Annotated in this window: 17 protein-coding genes; 10 read left to right on the top strand and 7 right to left on the bottom strand. The window is 57.0% G+C overall.

What is annotated here, in order from left to right; translation table 11 throughout:
• The first annotated feature begins 3 nt into the window (after positions 1-3).
• From P0D89_RS35105 to P0D89_RS35085, 5 genes are all read left to right on the top strand, one after another.
• Positions 4-957 (top strand): acetaldehyde dehydrogenase (acetylating), encoded by a 954-nt coding sequence (locus P0D89_RS35105; RefSeq protein WP_408377885.1) that lies wholly within the window; start codon positions 4-6, stop codon positions 955-957.
• Positions 954-1988, top strand: a complete 1035-nt coding sequence (gene dmpG / locus P0D89_RS35100) for a 4-hydroxy-2-oxovalerate aldolase (protein ID WP_408377883.1) — start codon at positions 954-956, stop codon at positions 1986-1988. The genes P0D89_RS35105 and dmpG overlap by 4 nt, the downstream gene beginning before the upstream one ends.
• Before the next feature lie 82 nt (positions 1989-2070).
• Positions 2071-3408 carry an MFS transporter gene (locus P0D89_RS35095; RefSeq protein ID WP_408377881.1) on the top strand — a complete coding sequence of 446 codons (1338 nt, stop codon included), beginning with the start codon at positions 2071-2073 and terminating at the stop codon, positions 3406-3408.
• A 171-nt stretch (positions 3409-3579) separates the two neighbouring features.
• Complete coding sequence (locus P0D89_RS35090) at positions 3580-5334, top strand: FAD-dependent oxidoreductase (RefSeq protein ID WP_408377879.1); 1755 nt, start codon at positions 3580-3582, stop codon at positions 5332-5334.
• A gap of 73 nt (positions 5335-5407) precedes the next feature.
• On the top strand, positions 5408-6277 hold the full coding sequence (locus P0D89_RS35085) for an alpha/beta fold hydrolase (RefSeq protein ID WP_408377877.1): 870 nt from the start codon (positions 5408-5410) through the stop codon (positions 6275-6277).
• Between the two features lie 767 nt (positions 6278-7044).
• On the opposite strand, the gene P0D89_RS35080 is transcribed toward P0D89_RS35085, so the two are convergent.
• From P0D89_RS35080 to P0D89_RS35050, 7 genes are all read right to left on the bottom strand, one after another.
• On the bottom strand, positions 7045-7869 hold the full coding sequence (locus P0D89_RS35080) for an SIR2 family NAD-dependent protein deacylase (protein ID WP_408377875.1): 825 nt from the start codon (positions 7867-7869) through the stop codon (positions 7045-7047).
• Positions 7870-7901: 32 nt separating this feature from the next.
• The gene (locus tag P0D89_RS35075; protein ID WP_408377873.1) at positions 7902-8327 is read right to left on the bottom strand and encodes a putative phosphothreonine lyase domain-containing protein; all 426 of its coding nucleotides are present in this window, start codon (positions 8325-8327) and stop codon (positions 7902-7904) included.
• A gap of 33 nt (positions 8328-8360) precedes the next feature.
• Positions 8361-8744, bottom strand: a complete 384-nt coding sequence (locus P0D89_RS35070; protein WP_408377871.1) for a hypothetical protein — start codon at positions 8742-8744, stop codon at positions 8361-8363.
• A gap of 44 nt (positions 8745-8788) precedes the next feature.
• The gene (locus P0D89_RS35065; RefSeq protein WP_408377870.1) at positions 8789-9418 is read right to left on the bottom strand and encodes a hypothetical protein; all 630 of its coding nucleotides are present in this window, start codon (positions 9416-9418) and stop codon (positions 8789-8791) included.
• Positions 9419-9432: 14 nt separating this feature from the next.
• Positions 9433-9642, bottom strand: a complete 210-nt coding sequence (locus P0D89_RS35060) for a hypothetical protein (RefSeq protein WP_408377919.1) — start codon at positions 9640-9642, stop codon at positions 9433-9435.
• A 53-nt stretch (positions 9643-9695) separates the two neighbouring features.
• Positions 9696-10019 carry a hypothetical protein gene (locus P0D89_RS35055; protein ID WP_408377868.1) on the bottom strand — a complete coding sequence of 108 codons (324 nt, stop codon included), beginning with the start codon at positions 10017-10019 and terminating at the stop codon, positions 9696-9698.
• A 315-nt stretch (positions 10020-10334) separates the two neighbouring features.
• Complete coding sequence (locus P0D89_RS35050; RefSeq protein WP_408377867.1) at positions 10335-10853, bottom strand: DUF6471 domain-containing protein; 519 nt, start codon at positions 10851-10853, stop codon at positions 10335-10337.
• Between the two features lie 1113 nt (positions 10854-11966).
• On the opposite strand from P0D89_RS35050, the gene P0D89_RS35045 reads away from it, so the two are divergent.
• The 5 genes from P0D89_RS35045 to P0D89_RS35025 all read left to right on the top strand — a co-directional run.
• Positions 11967-13286 carry a hypothetical protein gene (locus tag P0D89_RS35045; RefSeq protein WP_408377866.1) on the top strand — a complete coding sequence of 440 codons (1320 nt, stop codon included), beginning with the start codon at positions 11967-11969 and terminating at the stop codon, positions 13284-13286.
• Positions 13287-13785: 499 nt separating this feature from the next.
• Complete coding sequence (locus P0D89_RS35040; RefSeq protein WP_408377865.1) at positions 13786-14697, top strand: TnsD family Tn7-like transposition protein; 912 nt, start codon at positions 13786-13788, stop codon at positions 14695-14697.
• 76 nt (positions 14698-14773) lie between these two features.
• Complete coding sequence (locus P0D89_RS35035; protein WP_408377864.1) at positions 14774-16177, top strand: TniQ family protein; 1404 nt, start codon at positions 14774-14776, stop codon at positions 16175-16177.
• 54 nt (positions 16178-16231) lie between these two features.
• Entirely contained in the window at positions 16232-17158 is a 927-nt protein-coding gene (locus tag P0D89_RS35030) for a PDDEXK family nuclease (RefSeq protein WP_408377863.1), read from the top strand.
• A gap of 64 nt (positions 17159-17222) precedes the next feature.
• Positions 17223-17772: hypothetical protein (locus tag P0D89_RS35025; protein WP_408377862.1), on the top strand; the 550-nt coding region annotated here is incomplete at its 3' end.

The following is a 17772-nucleotide window of genomic DNA, read 5'->3' as shown; positions in this document are numbered from 1 at the left end:
TCTATGTCCAAAACCAAGGTAGCCATCATCGGTTCCGGTAACATCGGTACCGACCTGATGATTAAAGTGCTTCGTCTGTCTGACGTTCTTGAGATGGGCGCATTCGTCGGCATCGACCCCGAGTCCGATGGACTGAAGCGCGCTGAACGCATGGGCGTGCCTATTACAGCCGAAGGCATTGACGGTCTGACGCGCCTGCCGAACTTCGATGAAATAAAAATCGTGTTCGACGCGACATCGGCGGGCGCTCACAAGAAGCATGACGCCGTATTGCAGTCGTTCGGGAAACGCGTCATCGACCTCACGCCAGCGGCGATTGGCCCGTTCACTGTTCCGTGCGTGAATGGCGAGCAAAATCTCGATGCCCCGAACGTCAACATGGTGACATGCGGCGGCCAGGCAACCATTCCCATTGTTGCGGCCGTGAGCGCGGTCTCGAACGTCCCCTATGCGGAAATCGTTGCATCAATTTCGTCGCGTTCGGCGGGCCCCGGCACTCGAGCCAACATCGACGAGTTTACTGAAACAACGTCGCAGGCAATCGAAAAAGTCGGCGGAGCAAAGCACGGCAAGGCAATCATCGTTCTGAATCCAGCCGAGCCGCCGCTCATCATGCGTGACACGGTGTATTGCCTCTGCGAAAGCACAGACGAAGAAGCGGTCACCGCATCAATTGACGCGACTGTCGCCAAGGTCAGGTCGTACGTTCCTGGTTACCGGATGAAGCAGAAGGTCCAGTTCCAGCATTACACCGACGAGAATCCGCTGTTCATCGCGGAACTGGGCCGTTCCTTCACCGGCATGAAGGTCACGGTATTCCTCGAAGTCGAAGGTGCCGCCCACTACCTGCCTGCTTATGCCGGCAATCTCGACATCATGACTTCGGCGGCGTTGGCCACGGCCGAGAGCATTGTTCGTCGCCTGAAACACGAAAGCACTGCCGCGGAGGCCGTATGAGTAAAGAAGTCAAATCCAAGCTTTACATCCAGGATGTAACGCTGCGCGATGGCATGCACGCCGTGCGCCATCAATACAGTCTTGACCAAGTCCGTGCAATCGCCCGCGCGCTTGACGCGGCAAAAGTTGACGCCATCGAAGTTGCCCATGGCGACGGTCTTTCCGGCTCGAGCTTCAATTATGGCTTCGGCGCCTGCACAGACTGGGCGTGGATTGAGGCAACTGCTGAGGTCATCACGCACGCCAAGCTGACCACGCTACTCATTCCTGGCATCGGAACTACCCACGACCTCAAGCGTGCATATGAATCCGGTGTTTGCTCCGTTCGGGTCGCGACACACTGCACTGAGGCTGACGTCTCGAAGCAGCACATCGAATACGCCCGTGAACTTGGCATGGATGTTTCGGGCTTTCTGATGATGTCGCACATGCTGGAACCAGCGAAGCTCGCCCAGCAGGCGAAGCTGATGGAATCGTACGGTGCGCATTGCGTGTACGTCACGGACTCAGGTGGTGCCCTGACGATGGATGACACCGCTGCACGCTTTCGCGCATATGACGAACTGCTCAAGCCCGAAACGGAACGTGGCATCCACGCACACCACAACCTCTCGCTCGGCGTGGCGAACTCGATTGTCGCAGTTCAGAACGGCGCAATCCGCGTTGACGCAAGCCTGGCCGGTATGGGAGCAGGTGCTGGCAATGCACCTCTCGAGGTCTTCATTGCTGCGGCCGATGTCTATGGCTGGGAACACGGCACGGACCTGTTTGCGCTGATGGATGCGGCCGAAGAACTGGTACGCCCGCTTCAGGACCGTCCGGTTCGCGTGGACCGAGAGACGCTGAGTCTCGGTTACGCCGGCGTCTACTCGAGCTTCCTGAGACACGCTGAGACGGCGGCAAAGCAGTATGGACTCGATACGCGAACAATCCTCATCGAGCTGGGCAAGCGAAAAATGGTTGGCGGTCAGGAAGACATGATTGTCGACGTTGCGCTGGACCTTGTGCGACGGCAGAAAGAAGCGGCCTGAAGCAGGAAGCAGTGACCCACCGGGCCCTTGACGGCCCGGTGACGAAGAACAAAAAACCATCTATCCACGTTTGGAGGCAGACATGAACGAATACCTCGCTTCGAATTCCGATGCGAGCCTGCTCAGAAAGCGGGCGTACCGGAAAATCTGGTGGCGCATCATCCCGTTGCTCTTCGTGTGTTACGGGGTTGCATTCATCGACCGTATCAACCTTGGTTTCACCAAGCTGCAGATGAGCGATGCCTTGGGCATCAATCCCACGTGGTATGGCATCGCGGCGGGGGCATTCTTTATCACCTATTCGCTGTGCGAGATGCCGAGCAATATCCTTCTCGCAAGGTGGGGCGCCCGCCGCACTTTCGTCCGCATCATGTTCCTCTGGGGTCTGGCTACGGCCGCCACGGCGTTCGTTCTGACCGTGGGACACCTCATCACGCTGCGCCTGCTCCTTGGCGCATTTGAGGCAGGCTTCCTGCCGGGCATCGTCCTGTACCTGACGTTCTGGTTTCCGGCCAGCATGCGTGCCCGTGTGACAGCTGTCATTTTCGTAGCCAACGCCGCTGCGGGCTCTATCGCCGCACCATTGAGCGGGTGGATTCTGACGTCGCTGAATGGTGCCCTCGGCCTGGCAGGATGGAAATGGGTGTTCATCGTGCAAGGCTTGCCAGCATGCGTGCTCGGCATTGTCTGCTTCCTCACGTTGCGCGACAAGCCGGATGACGCTGAATGGCTGACCGCTGAAGAAAAGGCAGCGGTCAAGGCGGACCTCGCTTCTGAAGTCGTGGTGTCGCCCGACCACTCCTTCGGCGTCTTTCGCCAGGTTTTGGCTAACCCGGTGAACTACCTCGTCGCCTTCCTGTTCTTCACAGCAATCTGCAGCAACTATCTGCTGTTCTTCTGGCTGCCAACGATTGTCAAGGAAAGTGGTGTTGCATCGCTCGTGAACGTCGGATTGCTGACTGCCATTCCGCTCGCCATGGGATTCATTGGTGCAATCGTTCTGAGCTGGAGTTCGGACTGGTTGAAGGAACGTCGCTGGCACCTCGCGCTGTGCTTTTGCCTCATTGCACTTGGCCTGATTGCCAGCACTACGACCCATTCGCTGCCGTTGATGCTCATCTCGTTCGCGGTCGCGAGCTTCGCGACCGGCGCCAGTGGGCCGCTCATCTGGGCCATCCCGCCCGCGTATCTCGGCAAGAAGGCTGCGCCCATTGGCATCGCTTTCATTAGCACCCTCGGGAACATTGCCGGCTTTGCGAGCCCACCGCTGCTTGGTTACATCAAGACCACGACGGGCAGCCTGACCAATGGCGTGTTGTTGATTGCTGCTCTCTCCGCGGTCGGCGCAATTTGTATTGCCTTCGCGTTCCCGGAGCGCGTTGTGCGAGTAGCCCGAAAGGACGCCATTGAAGCAGCGTGAGTGAAACGGGTCGGCGACATTCGACTACGTCGGGCCGAACCAAATTGCACCGGAAACGGATGCGGTGTCCGAAATGGTCCCCACGTCCCGGCGCCCGACGAGCGGGTGCGCGGCCCGCGGCCAGTGCCCATGGATGCTGTTTGTTTGATTATTAAAAGCTAGGAAGCAATTATGGGAACCAACACTGAATTCGACACCGATGTGGTCATTGTCGGCTCTGGCCCAATGGGTGTCACGACAGCCCTCGCGCTGGCGACATACGGAGTTCGCGCGCATATCGTCTCGCGCTTCAACTGGCTGGCTGACACGCCACGCGCGCACATCACCAATCAGCGAACGATGGAGGTGTATCGGGACCTGGAGATTGAGGAAGAAGTGCTTCGGCATGCTACGGGGTGGGACCAGATGGGCGATAGTCTGTTCGCCACCAGCCTCGCCGGTGAGGAGCTGATTCGGTTGCGCTCATGGGGTACCGGCGATGCGCGCCACGGCGACTACGTTCAGGGTAGCCCGTGCAATGTTGTCGACATCATCCAGCCGGAGATGGAACCAATCCTGTTCAAAAATGCGGCTCAGCGCGGCGCTACGTTTTCGACCAACACAGAGTATCTGTCGCACGAGCAGGACGAGAGTGGCGTCACCGTGCAGCTTCAAGACCGCATTACGGGGCGTGAATATTCAATGCGCGCCAAGTACCTGGTGGGTGCCGACGGTGCGCGCTCGAAGGTTGTCGAGGAGCTTGGCCTGCAAATCGAAGGTCAGATGGCACGAGCGGGTACCGCCTATGTCATCTTTAATGCGGACCTCGCGCGTTACGTGAAGCATCGCCCCAGCATCCTTCACTGGATTGTCAGTCCGGACGCTGCATTCGGTGAGATTGGCCTCGGATTGCTTCGCGCGGTCAAACCGTGGACTCAGTGGATTGCGGGGTGGGGCTTCGACATATCCAAAGGTGAACCAGACCTGAGCGAGGAAACGGTACTCAGTAAGATTCGAATCCTGGTCGGCGACCCGGACCTCGAGGTGGAAATCGTTCGCAAATCGGTCTGGTATGTGAATCAGGCTTACGCGACGACGTATTCAAAAGGTCGCGTCTTCTGCGGCGGGGATGCCACGCATCGCCACCCGCCGTCCAGTGGACTCGGCTTGAATACCTGCGTCCAAGACGGCTTCAATCTCTCGTGGAAGCTCGCGTACGTCCTCAAGGGCTATGCCGGCGACAAACTGCTCGAGACTTACTCACTAGAGCGCGCGCCTGTCGGCAAACAAATTGTCTTGCGTGCCAACCAGTCGCGTCTCGACTACGCGCCTATCAAAGCGGTCTTCAGCGTCGAAGGCGCAGAGAATCCGGTCGCGGCGGGCATTGCACGGTTCAAGGACCCAGGTCCCGAAGGCGCAAAGGCACGCCAGGCGGCTGAGAAGGCCCTGGAACTCAAGAACCGCGAATTCAACGCACAAGGCGTTGAAATGAACCAACGGTACTCCTCGTCAGCGGTCATCCCAGACGGGCAGGTCGGCGCCGAGGAATGGAAGCGTGACCAGGAACTTTATCTGCAAGCGACCACGCGACCGGGCGCGAAGATTCCGCACGCGTGGCTCATCGACAAGCATGGCAATCGCGTCTCTACCCTCGACGTCACCGGAAAAGGGAAGTTCACGCTGGTGACGGGCCTGTCTGGTGGTGCGTGGGTCAAAGCCTCTGAGGAGCTGGGCTTGCCATTTCTGCGTATGGTCGTAACCGGTGCGAATGACTCGCAAGACCCGTACTGCGACTGGCAACGTGTGCGTGAGGTCTCAGAGGCGGGGGCGCTTCTCGTTCGTCCAGACGGATATGTCGCCTGGCGGCAAAGCGAAAACGTCTTCGACGCTTCAATGGCGAAAGGGCTCCTCCAATCTGCCCTGTCGGATGTATTGGGAAAAGCCTGAACGGGACCGCCGAACACAAAGCCAAGGAAGGCACTTCGAATGATTTCAACCATTTTGTGAGAAAGGAAGCATCATGAGCACGAACATACAGTTGACGGAAGCAGGAACCAGCAAGCTAGTGCGTATCAAGGAAGGTGACCTCGACCTTCAGATTCACTACAACGACTTGGGGCAGGGGCGCGAGACTGTCGTGATGCTGCATGGCTCGGGTCCTGGCGCGAGCGGTTGGGCGAACTTCAATCGCAACCTGGAGCCGCTCGTTGAGGCAGGCTATCGGGTCATCCTGATGGACTGTCCGGGTTGGAGCAAGAGCGACCCCATTGTCTGTACGAGTTCGCGCTCAGAGCTGAATGCGCGAGTTCTGAAGGGACTGCTCGACGCTATCGACGTGCAAGGTCCAGTACACATTATCGGCAATTCGATGGGTGGCCACAGCGCAGTCGCCTTCGCGATGGCCAATCCATCGCGCGTGGGCAAGCTCATCCTGATGGGCGGCGGTACAGGTGGGCCGAGTCAGTTCGTTCCGATGCCGACCGAAGGCATCAAGCTGCTACAGGGTCTGTATCGTCAGCCGACGATTGAAAACCTGAAGAAGATGATGAACGTCTTCGTGTACGACACGAGCACCCTGACCGAAGACCTGTTCCAGGCGCGCCTGAACAATATGCTCGCGCAGAAAGAGCATCTCGAAAACTTCACGAAAAGTCTTGCGGCGAATCCGAAGCAGTTTCCCGATGTCGGTCACCGCCTTTCCGAGGTCAAGGCACAGACCCTCATCATCTGGGGTCGCGACGACAGGTTCGTTCCGATGGACGTGGGCCTGCGTCTGCTGTGGGGCATGCCGAATGCCGAGTTCCACATCTTCAATCGTTGTGGCCACTGGGCGCAGTGGGAGCATGCGGACAAGTTCAACCGTATGGTGCTCGATTTTTTGACGCACTAGCACGGGGGTCCTTCAATCAGGCGGCCCGGTCGGCATTTGGTACGGAACCCTTGTTCGCAGGTCCGTGGAGGCCGGCATGGTGATGGTCAACACGGCAACTGTGCGTGTCGACTATTACTTGCCTTCCTTTAGCCAGCGAAGCCACCTATCGAGCGCAATGCGTGTTCGAATGTCTGTCACCGAGGGGAAGCGTAGAGAGGGTCTGGCTCCTTCGGTGGGGGCGGGATAATGCTTCAGATTTCTTGGCAGGTGTGCTCGCTAGCTATCGCTCGCCGCAAGTAGCAGTTGCCGCGTGCGCTTCATGACCCAAGCCACTTCCCCTTGGAAGAAGTCCCACTCGCCAGAGTCGACCTTCAATCTCACGCCTTTCTCGACCCGGGTCAACGCCACATCTGGTGACAGACCCGAGCTAGCAATCTTTCGCGACACATACGCGGTTAGCTGAGTAGCAAGGTCCTCGCAAGCGTCATAGCGTACCCAAAGTTGCTCCTCAGTGAGGCCGCTTAGATAACGCCCGTCGACTTCGCGAACGAGAAGTTTTGGTTGAACCCCAGTTACAGAGCCTAGGTCTTGGTCTCTCGGAAAATCATCGGGCACACGTCGGTCCGTCATCTCGTTCTCTATAGCTGTGGCAACTGCCGAGTCGGTTTAACCATCGGACACGCCTCGCATGTCGTCGCGCCGTGCGCGAATTCGCTCAGCGGAGCGCCAACAACTGGGTGCCGAGGTGTATCCGCACTATGCAGTCGACTGTGATTTACGAAAAGTCACAACTGGGCGTCAAGCATTCTGAGCGTCGCAGCGGCGGCGCCCTCTAAACCGACTCCATGCGACGGTTTCGTGTTTGACTCCCGAAGGTTGATTCGAATGAGCCTCTGCGCGGAGAATCGTTCGCTGAAGCGTCGTACCGTCGGTAACGCAATCCCGGCGCCCACTTCCACAACAACAAGCGTCGACACGGAAGAAATCCAGGCTGCGAGTCGCTGCTGCTGTTTCTCATAGGGAAGGCCGACCCAAGCCCAGTCTCCGAACATCAGGATATTCGGACGCGCGAGAGCGCCACAACGAGCGCAACGGGGCATCGGACTCGCCAACTCGGAGGTTGTTTCATTTACGAGCGGATGAAAATCTCTCGCCGACCACGTATCGTCCGTACAGGTATCCAGACATTGGAGTGCGTGAATCGACCCATGGCATTCGTGAACACGGTGTTCCGGGAATCCGGCCTTTTGGAACTGTCCATCGACATTGCTCGTAAACACGAACGCTCCATAGCTCATTCGGTCCGCCCATCTGCGCAATATCGCAAAGCCTTCGTGTGGAACGGTGTCTCGATAAAGCGTCAAGCGGTGTCCGTAGAAGCCCCACGCGAGTTCCGGATGCTCCGCAAACCTCGCCGGGTTTGCCATGTCTTCGAACGAGAGGCCGCGGTGCCGAAGCGCGGGATAGGCGCGCCAGAAGCCATCTCGACCGCGAAAGTCAGGAAGGCCGGAATCGACGCCCATTCCTGCGCCCGCAGTGACAAGAAGTCCGTCGGCGTCTCGCAGCCAGCTGCCAGCTTTTTCCAGCTTTTCATCTTGCGAATGGGCCACTTGTGCTCCTCAATTGAGTTACGACCCGCTCGCTACGCGCGCAAGTGCCACTCACCTGGACCGTATTTCCCGCTTCGAGTATCAATGTCACGCTTGTAGCCGAGTTCCTTCACGAAGCCCAGCGACCGCAAGACGTCGCGGGCGCGCTTGATGTCCTGAATATCGGACCAGTCACGCGTGTAGACGCAGATGACATGCCCATCGCGACTCATGCTGCGCAGGCCGGTGGACACCTTTGCACACATTAGCTGGTCATTCTCGATAGCGTCTCTAATCTTGCTCCATTGCTCGTCTACTTCGGCGGGGCTCACAAAGATGCACCATTTCCCTGCCGCATCTGTAGAGGCGAAGTCGTTGTAGCTCGGGGATTTCTTGTAGTGCCAGTTGCAACTCAAGTCCTCAGAAGGCTTGTCCGATTTCCTGAACAGTCGCTCTTCCACACCAATTCCTTCCTTCATTGAAGTCTCCTCGCGTCTGGCGATGCTTTCGTATCAATCCGCATTGCTGAGCCTCGCGCGACATTGTTCCAACTCCTTGCTGAGCGCATCTATTTGCGTTTGCATGACTGCCGCTCGTTTCAGTAACTGTCCGACTTCATGCCAGTAGGCATATCCTAGGTCCCCGTCTTCCAGGCCCAATTGGTGAAACTTGCGAAGTGCAATCTCGAGGTCGATATGGTTATCCGAGTTCATCACTTCTCCCGGTGATTTTGAGGCGCGTTGGTCGCGCTCCGAAGCAGGGAAGCGCCTAAACAAGACTCCTTCATTCACATACTTCCTTTTGATGCGCAGTATGACCAAGCTGAGTGCGAACGCGAGTGCTGGCACGACCAGTAACGCCGGATTGTCGAGAGCGAATTGCCAGATTGCTTCCATTGCCTCTGTAAGTGCCCAACTGAGGGATGCCGGCGACGGCTTCCCTATCGCTCGATGAATTCCGCAGCAGCGCGCAACACTTGCTTCCGGTCGCCGTAAAAGAGTGCTTGCAACGGTGTCAGGTCATCCAGCGCACTATTGGGCGTTGTGAAGAAATTCCACTTGCTCCAACCTGTCAAGTCACGAAGCGTTCGAACAACCTTCGCTAAGTCCTTTCGGCTAATTTGTTCAACCAGGAAGAATGCTGGGATATACGGTTCATCGTCGATGTCGACACTGAAGATGCGCTGAGCAGCGACTTCTTTACTGACCCTTTGGGGGGTGAACCCGATGGCTGCACAGAAATGAGACTTGTGTAGTAATTTTGCGTTGGCAACCAGACGTGCCGGCGTCGACTCCCCTTGATTTGAACCAAGCTCTCTCCGCCTTAGCGCGCTTTCTTCGCGAATCGAACGTTGTTCTATGTTCAACACTGTGGCTAGCCCCGCAACTCGCACAAGCGCGCGTTTAAAAAGACGTCCGAGTTCAGCATCGGGAATCTCAAGAAGCGCTCGGGCTCCTACGGGGTCGAACAGGGTCACTGCGACCGCGGCGCTTCGCAAAATCTCTAATACGCGGGCATCAGGGGTCGAAGGTTCACGTGTTGGATTGTTTCGACGGCGCACCATGGTCATCCTCGCTCGATACGCTATTCGTCAGTCCGCGTCACGAACAACGGGACGACGCGAGGGCACGCTGTCGGTTCGTCAGGTCGCTCGACAGTCGGGTGCGCCCAGACTTCCGGAAGCGCGTCTGCGGACACGTCCAGGTCGACTTTCAAGGGGTAGTGCCTTAGAAGACCAATTGCAACTGATTGCACTAGACCGCGAATCGTGACGTCTTCTGCATTGCTAAGCATCTGTAAAAAAATCCGCGTATCGGCGACCGCTTTCGTGCGTTCGGCTGACGTTGTCATGTCTCTCCCTCCACGAGCACATCGGCCGTAACGTCGGTGTACGAAGTTACCCCGTTGATGGCGCACCAACGCTCCCACAGGTATTGACCGTCCGCAGAGCAACCCCGTGGGCCGACCAGCTGATAGACGCGACCAGAAGAGGTGACGCCGCGTAGCGCGGTAGGGTCGAACAGTTGAATAGCCGTGCTGACGCGCCCAGTGTGCTCGCGTACGTTGCTGCCCACGAAATGTCTTGAGCCATTCTCTGTCTCGAAGATTTGCCAGTCAGAAATGGATATATCGGGGTCGGTGCTTACGTCGGGAACGCTCCAGACAGGCATGACAGCCTCCTTTTCACAACAGGCGTACCGTCGACGCAAGTTCCGACGATGAGGGCTACCCGTTCGCCTCGTCCCGTGTATCGGATTAACCGGTCGAGTCGGTGAGTGCGCCGCGCCCGCAGTTGGCGCTGGCGTGGCAAGTTCGTGCGTAAAAACGCTAAGCGCATCGGCCGAACGGACGGTCGTCCAAGACTGCGGTGGTCGTTATTTTGCCTAATGTGCATGCGGGATGCGCTAATCAAAAAAGGGCATAAAAATCGCTCTTTTTGATTCTAGTAAAGTAAGGTGAAAAAGCAAGGAAGAGAGTTCGCCGCGTTACAGGAACGGCGGAGGTGGCGCCGCCTGAGCGGCAGCAACGAGGTCCTCGTAGTCCACATAGAGTTCGAGGCTTGAGCTACCCAAAGCGACGAGGCATTGGAGAAATTCCGGAAGAGAGAGAATCCCTTCGTCCAGATGCGACGTCAATGTCTTTTCAGTCAAGTCCGAACCAAGCCGAACCATCCTTTGCGCGAGTTCCTCGAATGCAACCATTGGTTGCCTAGACAATTCTGCGACGACAACCATTTTGGCGCGCTGCTCCCACGTTCCAGCCATGGACACGGCACCGGCCCACAACGAGGGCACCTTTGCGCCAGTCACCGCAAGAATCTGGAGGAGCAGGCTCAGCTTCACGCGTCCACGGGAAACGCGGGATGCGAGAGCTCTGTCACTTTCTTTCACGCCCATCGAGGCCAAGCCCTGGGACAACTGCGCGTAGCCAACGTCTTTTCTCGCCAGTACGACGCGCACGACACGCGAGGCAAGACTGGACCAAGCCGTTTCCGCTCCGCTCACGAGACCCCTTGATTTAAGAAGGAAATGACCTACTGTTAACGACAGTAAAAATCGCCGAATTCAGCATGCTTGAACGCAGCAATCCCCCATTGTTTGGAAGCAAAATGCGGACACGCTGTCGCCAATTGTACCAGGCGTGTGTCGCTCGAAACATGGTGAGCAGCGAATGTTCGCCGGAGTCGAGCAACTGGAAAAGAGGGATGCGCCGTGCGAGAAGGACTTGCTACGCGAGTGGACTTCCGGTAGCATCCCGGCGCGGCATAGACAACCTTTTAGTATACCTAAAATGGTCGTTCTGTCAAGCAAGTTGATGTACTTGCAGATGTGCGGTCGTTGCTTGAGCAAAAGAGAGATTGGCTCCGGCGACCTGGGTCTTCGAGAGCATCACTCCACAATGAACGCGGCGATTAAGGCTGGAATACTGTCCGACCTTGTGGCGTGACTCTCCTGGACACCGTACTCGCGTGGGCGCCGGAATCAAGGGTGTCCTGCATTAACTCCTGCGCGAGAGGCGCTTTGAGCGCAGGCGATGCGCATTGCTTTTGCTCTTATAGCCGATGGGCGATTGCGTTCGCACGGCTCTCGATGAAATACGAGCGGCCACCGTCAGATAGTGACGAACCCGTGTCGGGTCCTAGGAGATGAGAAATGTAGTTGGTAGCGGAAGCACACCGAGCGGCGACGGATACTTCGCTGAAGAATACCGGTAAACGACAAAAGGGACGGCTGTAACCGTCCCTTCCGTCGGTGAGCCTTCTCGTGAAGACCGCACGTGCATCAAGTCGCGCGTAGTGTCTCACGAGGCAGGTTCTGTGTCAATAAACCGTCCGCCACCGGTAAAGGTGGCGTGGCCCTGCTCGTACGAGCAGAAGTGAGATGCTTGAGAAGTATGATTAATATCAACGCGTTACGGCGGCCCGTGATGATGGGTCGTCCCGGCTGTTCGCGGCATCGCTTCGGCAGAAGTCCAAGATGGTTTCATTTTTCGGCGCTTTTCGGCGGCGCCCGTAGAAGGGCGACCCTGCCGGGTCGCATCCGTCTGCACGACGCCGCCAATCGCGGTGAGATGAGCTCCGCGTGCTGTTCGCCCGGTCGATTCGCGAAGGAACTGCGATGGAACTGACTACGTCAGCGGCTAGCGCACCAGACGGTCGGCGAGCGGCGCAGCGTCCGCGTGTCCCCAACCCCGCACTCGCAAACCTTCCTCAGATTGCTTCGCTCGACGCAGCCTTTGAGCGAATGGAGTTTTTGCCAGCAGACGCGACTGCTGAGACGGCCGTCATGCCGACAATTCAGCACGCTCATCTTGGATTCGACCTCGTGCGCGCCGTGTTTCAAAGCGCAAGTGAACGAGACCTTTCGTCGCTTGAATTCCGGAATAAGACCGAGTCAGCCCTCGAGGTTATCTTTCACCAATCTGACCGGCACGGGCATTCCTCTCCTGCCGCTAAGGTGAGGGTGCCCAATGCCGTTGCGCGTGGCTTCCTCGTTGTCGTGCCAGAAGGAATGGGGCGACTTGCAATACGTCGGGCCCTCGTGAGGCTATTCGGCGACGAGGTCGACGAGATTAACGTCGATTCGCCGGAAGGATTGGTGTGCTATTTAAGAGCACGAATCCTCGTAGTCCAGTTCGGGCCCACTGGTGGTCTCAGAGCCTTTGCGAAGGGATTTGTTAAGGCGTTTGACGATGCGCTAGGCTTGAACCTGTTTAGCAAAGCACGTGGGCGAATTCATCGTGGCGAAGACGAGATAGGCGCACTGCTTCAGGCGCTTGCTATCGCAGGTAGTCTCGGATGCCTCATTGTTGAAAATATCAACACGCGAAACGCCCGGCCGGACAAAGCGTCTGAGCTTTGGGACACTCTCGCGCGTTTCGCAGATGCGACCGGAATTCCCGTCGTCATCATGGTAACTCCGGGCGCCGCGGCCGCGTTGTCTGAACAGGACTCCGCTCGTCGGGCGCTATCTGGCGCCGGCCAATACCACGTCCCCCCACACCCGGTTGATTCGCTGCATTGGCATGCCGAGGCGCAGTTCATCTTTAACCGGTATCTGCGGAAACACTTCGGAACCGAAGCTCCCGATTGGTATTTCGATGTGCTCTGGAAGGAAACCCTGGGCCACACGGACCTTGGGCACAAGCTCTGCGCGCATATGTCGCGAAATTGGCGCGATTTAGTCACCTCGGATGTGTCTCGCGACCACTTTAGTCATGCGGCAAAGCTGGCCCTTCTTTTGGAGCAACCGCATCTAAAAGCAATCACGACAGCTCGCAAATATGGCGGCTTACTCACCAACACGAGCGTCCGCCGTCACGGCGACTGGTTGCCGCTCGAACTCGTCATGAAGACTGTCCCTGGGCTGGAAGATGAGAAAGGCCGGCGGATTCCGTATCCAGGTGATGCAGACCAAGAAGGGATGCCCAATGCGTAAAACATTTCTGCCTGCGGCACCGGGCGAAACAGCAACGAGTGTCCTTTGCATGGTCTCACGTACATCGGACTCGCCTCTCGCGAGGCGAACATATGCCGAAGTGGAGCGGAGTGGTCGGACTATATTGGGCAGTCTTCCGTGCCGAGCTAACCAGTTTTGCTCGCTTACTGAAGGAGCGTACGGCACACCAGACCAGGTCCTGTCCGCATTTTCGCTGTTACCGCTTCATTTGCTCGGTGTGCATGCGTCGATGAAAAGCCGCGCAGTCGAATCAGTGACACATGCATCGCAAGCCCGTACGTCCTTTTGCCACCTGCCGCCGCTCTACCAGTGCTGGAATCGGCACGGACTGCAGTGCCCGGAGTGTCGAATCCTTGCGCGCGACCAGTTTGGCCGGCGGGTTTCGTACTGCATGCACTGTGCGGATTTCGTAACACGCTGCCCCCTTCATGAGCGCGGCCTCGTTTGCGATGAAGAATGCGGCACGTTCGAATCGCTGATGAGTCAGTCGGCGGAGGGCGTCGCGGGTCACAACGCATTGCGCTTCGCGCGGATGACGTATTCCCTTGCCTTCTTGGCGCCGCAGGCGCCGGCGCGTGAGCGCGTGCTTCATTTGCTGCGCGAAAAGGGCTACGTCACACCAGAGAAGCACGTTCGCGTCGAGCCTCTTCGACAGGCGCTGGTGTCTATGCTCTCCGATGGGTTCGAAGACGTCAGACTCAATGCGTTGGTTCGGGACGTCGATGTTGTTGCGGCATATTTGAAGGCGGCGAATAGCGACAGGCGAGTGATTCACCCGGTCTTGATGGTGCTCATGGAGTGGCTCGCGACCGACGTAGACGCACTGCCGAAGTCTCAGTGCCGTCGCACATCCGACTCCGCCATGCGGGTTTCCGACGCAGAGCTGCTGGCGGCGAAGCGAGATGCTTGGATGGCTCTCCGACATGAATCGCGCGGGCTGACGAGGACTCAAGTTAGACATCACGGACAGGCGCTATGGACATGGTTGTACAGACATGACCGCGTCTGGCTCAAATTGAACGAAGTACCGGTTCGCCGAGCAGGACAGCCGCGCACGCCTCGCGTGCTACCTAACATGGTTTTGAACCGGATTCGTGACAACACGAAGGACTTTCGTTTCTCCGAGGATGGACTTGCCCCGCTGTCGTCTTCTTACCAGACGCGAGTCAGCTATGGGATGTCCGTCGTGGCGTTCAATCTGGCCGCATCGAGATTGAATGGAGCCGGTGTTTTTGCCCAACTGCCGGCACAACGTGAGGTATTCGTTGCCAGACGCGTAGAACACGCGAAAGTCCTGCTCGAGCTCTCGGGCGCGGCTGTGAACAGCTCCAGTATCACCCGTAGGTCTCGACTGCGCAAAGTCACTATCAACCGCCACGTGCGAACGTAATCAACAAGCAATGACGAACTCGTTAGGACTTTTAATACGCTCCCAAATCATGCCGGAGGAGGAGTTTGGACGGTACTTGGCTCGCATCGGTCGCTTTGCTACCAAGGGGAAGTTGCCTCGTGCGCGGGTGCTGCCAAGCGGACTAGGTAAATATGCTGACGAATTGCTCCGTTACGTCGGTTCTCGCGACAGCGTGCGCGAAAGAAATTCATTGATTCCTCTCGTCTTGCGGACGATGAGAGCCGAGCACAAGGAGAAGGTGGTGAATCACTTCTTTGAGAAAAACAAAGGAGGTCTGATGTCATTTTTTGGACTCAACGGCCCGGGGTCTGAATGGACTCGGGTGCCTTCAGCACGATGTCCTCGGTGTATCGTTGAGGACATCACACCAGGCAATCAATCGCTCCCATTTTGGCGCCGTGAACATCTCATTCCGGGCCTCCTTATGTGCTCGCGCCATAAGATGCCGCTACATACAACTTGTGAAGGTTGCGCTGATTTCTCGCAATTCGAGGTATATGGCGTGCATCCGGCTGCTCATTGCGGCTGCGGTCTCCGACCGCTTCCGCAGGCATCGAAGTTGGTAGATGGAGATGTCGACGCAGAAATTGAACTCGCAAGAATTTCCGCTTGCCTTCTCAATAGCGATTACATGCCCGCGTTCCGGCGAGAGCGAATTGCATATGAGGTGGCACGCGCGGTCAAGGGGCACGGCCTGACGACATTTGGGCGAATCCGATGGGAACGCACACTGGAATTCTTCCGAGATAGCCCTGACGCTCGATTGCTCGAGCGCGTCAATCTGGTCACTGAACTCAACCACGGGTTTCGTCAGGTTCTTAACGGCGCAAGCGTATTGCGGCATCCGTTGCAGTGTATTGCGCTTCTTAAAGCGCTTCATGGCACCTGGACCGCAGTTGAACAGGCGTTCGCATCGCCGGTCGCTGATGAAGCAACGTATCCTGCGGCCCCGTCCGAAGCGAAACCGAGTCGGAGCAAAACTAGGGATTATCACATCGCCTGGAGAGAGAGGCATTTCGCACGATGGTCCGAACACTATCGGAAAATGTATCGCGAACTCAGGACGGCAAACCCAAGAATGGGGCATATGCAACTGATGCGTCAGATGCCGGCTAACGCGCGATTCTTTATTTCTAAACAGTTCCTGCTTGAGGCTGGCGAGGATGTATCCCATTTGGGTTCCCGTGAAAACGTACCTCGTGAACGCTACTACGAGGAACTCGACGAATCCATGAGCGCGCACGTTGCCGGCAAAGCGCGTCTGTTGATAGAGGACGGGTTTCGTCGCCAACTTACCGAAACCGTTCTTCTTCGTGGCCATCGCAAGTACCGCACATGGGAGAGCATCAAGCACCGAATGCCTTCGACCCGAGAGGCACTCGACAAGCATGTTGAAACGTTGGCCGCATTCAGAGAGCGTATTCCGGTTTCGGTCAGTCGACCAGCACGAAAGGTGTGAAATCTGTTTGACCACGAATTGTCATTCTGACACTCGCCATGAATGGAGAACAAAGTGGACGCTTACATATCACCCAAAGGCTTCGCCGTTCCCGGCGACCCGGTGACTATCGACCCAAAGGCGCGGGGAAAGCCGTTATCGCAGGCAAGCGCGTTGGATTTCTCGACCATTAACGCTCGTTACCCGCTGCTTGGTCTGGACACCTTCAAGATACTTGAACTCCCGCGCCCGTTCGCAACGCCGCCTGGCATAGTGCTGCCGCCTGTCGATGAATTTGGTTGGCCACATGGAGAGGACTATTCCGCGCTGCTGGAGGCGAGAACCCCATCGCTCAGTACGCGGACGACCTTCCGTGGCCTGAAGTTCGCTCGACGGTACGAGGCGTTGTCTATCGGCGAACTGTGGGTTCTTTTTGCATTGTTGTTTCATCCGTATGTCGTGGATATTCGCGAGCAGTACGGCGTCTACGATTCAGAGCGTCTGATACGCGAGCTTCGAGCGGGGCGGCGCATGTTACGAACTGACCTGATGACGCTGGACGTAACCGTCACATATGTGCTCCTCGGGTCCCGGCAACTCCGGTATCACGTTGTGTCCGTGAAGCACAGCGACTACGCGCCGGATGAAGCCGACATGAGACGCGAGCAGCGGGAGCGCGAGGCAATGGCGGCACGAGGCTGGACGTGGGAACTGGTGAAGCGCAATGCATTAACGGCAAGAGAGTGGAGTAACTATTTTGTCCTTTATCGCGCCGTTCGCGACCAGAACATCGAAACGTTGTACCACCCTGCGCAGGACTTCGCGAGAGCAGTTCTCGGAAGCAGCTTGAGGAAAGACATGAATTCGGTCCTTGACCGTCTGTCTCGGCGACTTGAAGTCAACGCACATCAGCTCTTCTCGGTTGCGGTCGCATACGGCTTTCTGACCCTCGACCACAGTAAGGAGCTTCGCGGAGACGCTCCAATCGTGCTTATCCGGTAGCGCAATTCTGAAGATTGTGTTGATAAGCGAATTGAAGGTTAGGATAACTATTGATGAGGTATGTATGAGCCAGACTATGAACAGGATAGAAGTTCGTCCTCAAGTAGCGGAGCCGGAACTGTTGGAGCGGCTTTTGACGTTTGAGGCTGCAAGTTGGCCCAAGGGGTTGCATCGATTTTCGCTTTTCAAACGGGCGCGGGATGGAGACTACGTGGTGTACAGACCCGTCGTATGGGACCCGCAAAAGCGGTCGATGCATGTCCTGAAGATGGCGGCAACAGGAACTCCGAAGCGTGATGGGGAATGGGAAGAATGGCTCGTTGATTCAGATGACAGCCCTCTGTCCGACGTGTATCTCGTGGACGAAACTGTAAGGCCTAGCACGCTCGGCAACGATGTCGAAGCTTTGGATGACAGTGAACGGCAGGGACTTGCTGAACGCCAACGAGTGCTTGATGCTTTCTGTTATGTTGATTCCAAGGGTTTGGGGAAACGAGAAGACTATGTGTTTAACTCACTCGTTGTCACTGACGAGAAGCAGCAAAAGCGCGCGTTTGCGCACTTGAAGGCTGCGCTCGGTGAGCCTCGGAGTTTCATCACGACTATCAAACGTG

This window comes from Paraburkholderia sp. RL18-085-BIA-A, assembly GCF_046027075.1.
In the GTDB taxonomy this organism is placed as follows: domain Bacteria; phylum Pseudomonadota; class Gammaproteobacteria; order Burkholderiales; family Burkholderiaceae; genus Paraburkholderia.
The sequence above is the reverse complement of the archived record's forward strand: the minus strand, read 5'-3'. Positions and strand labels throughout refer to the sequence as shown.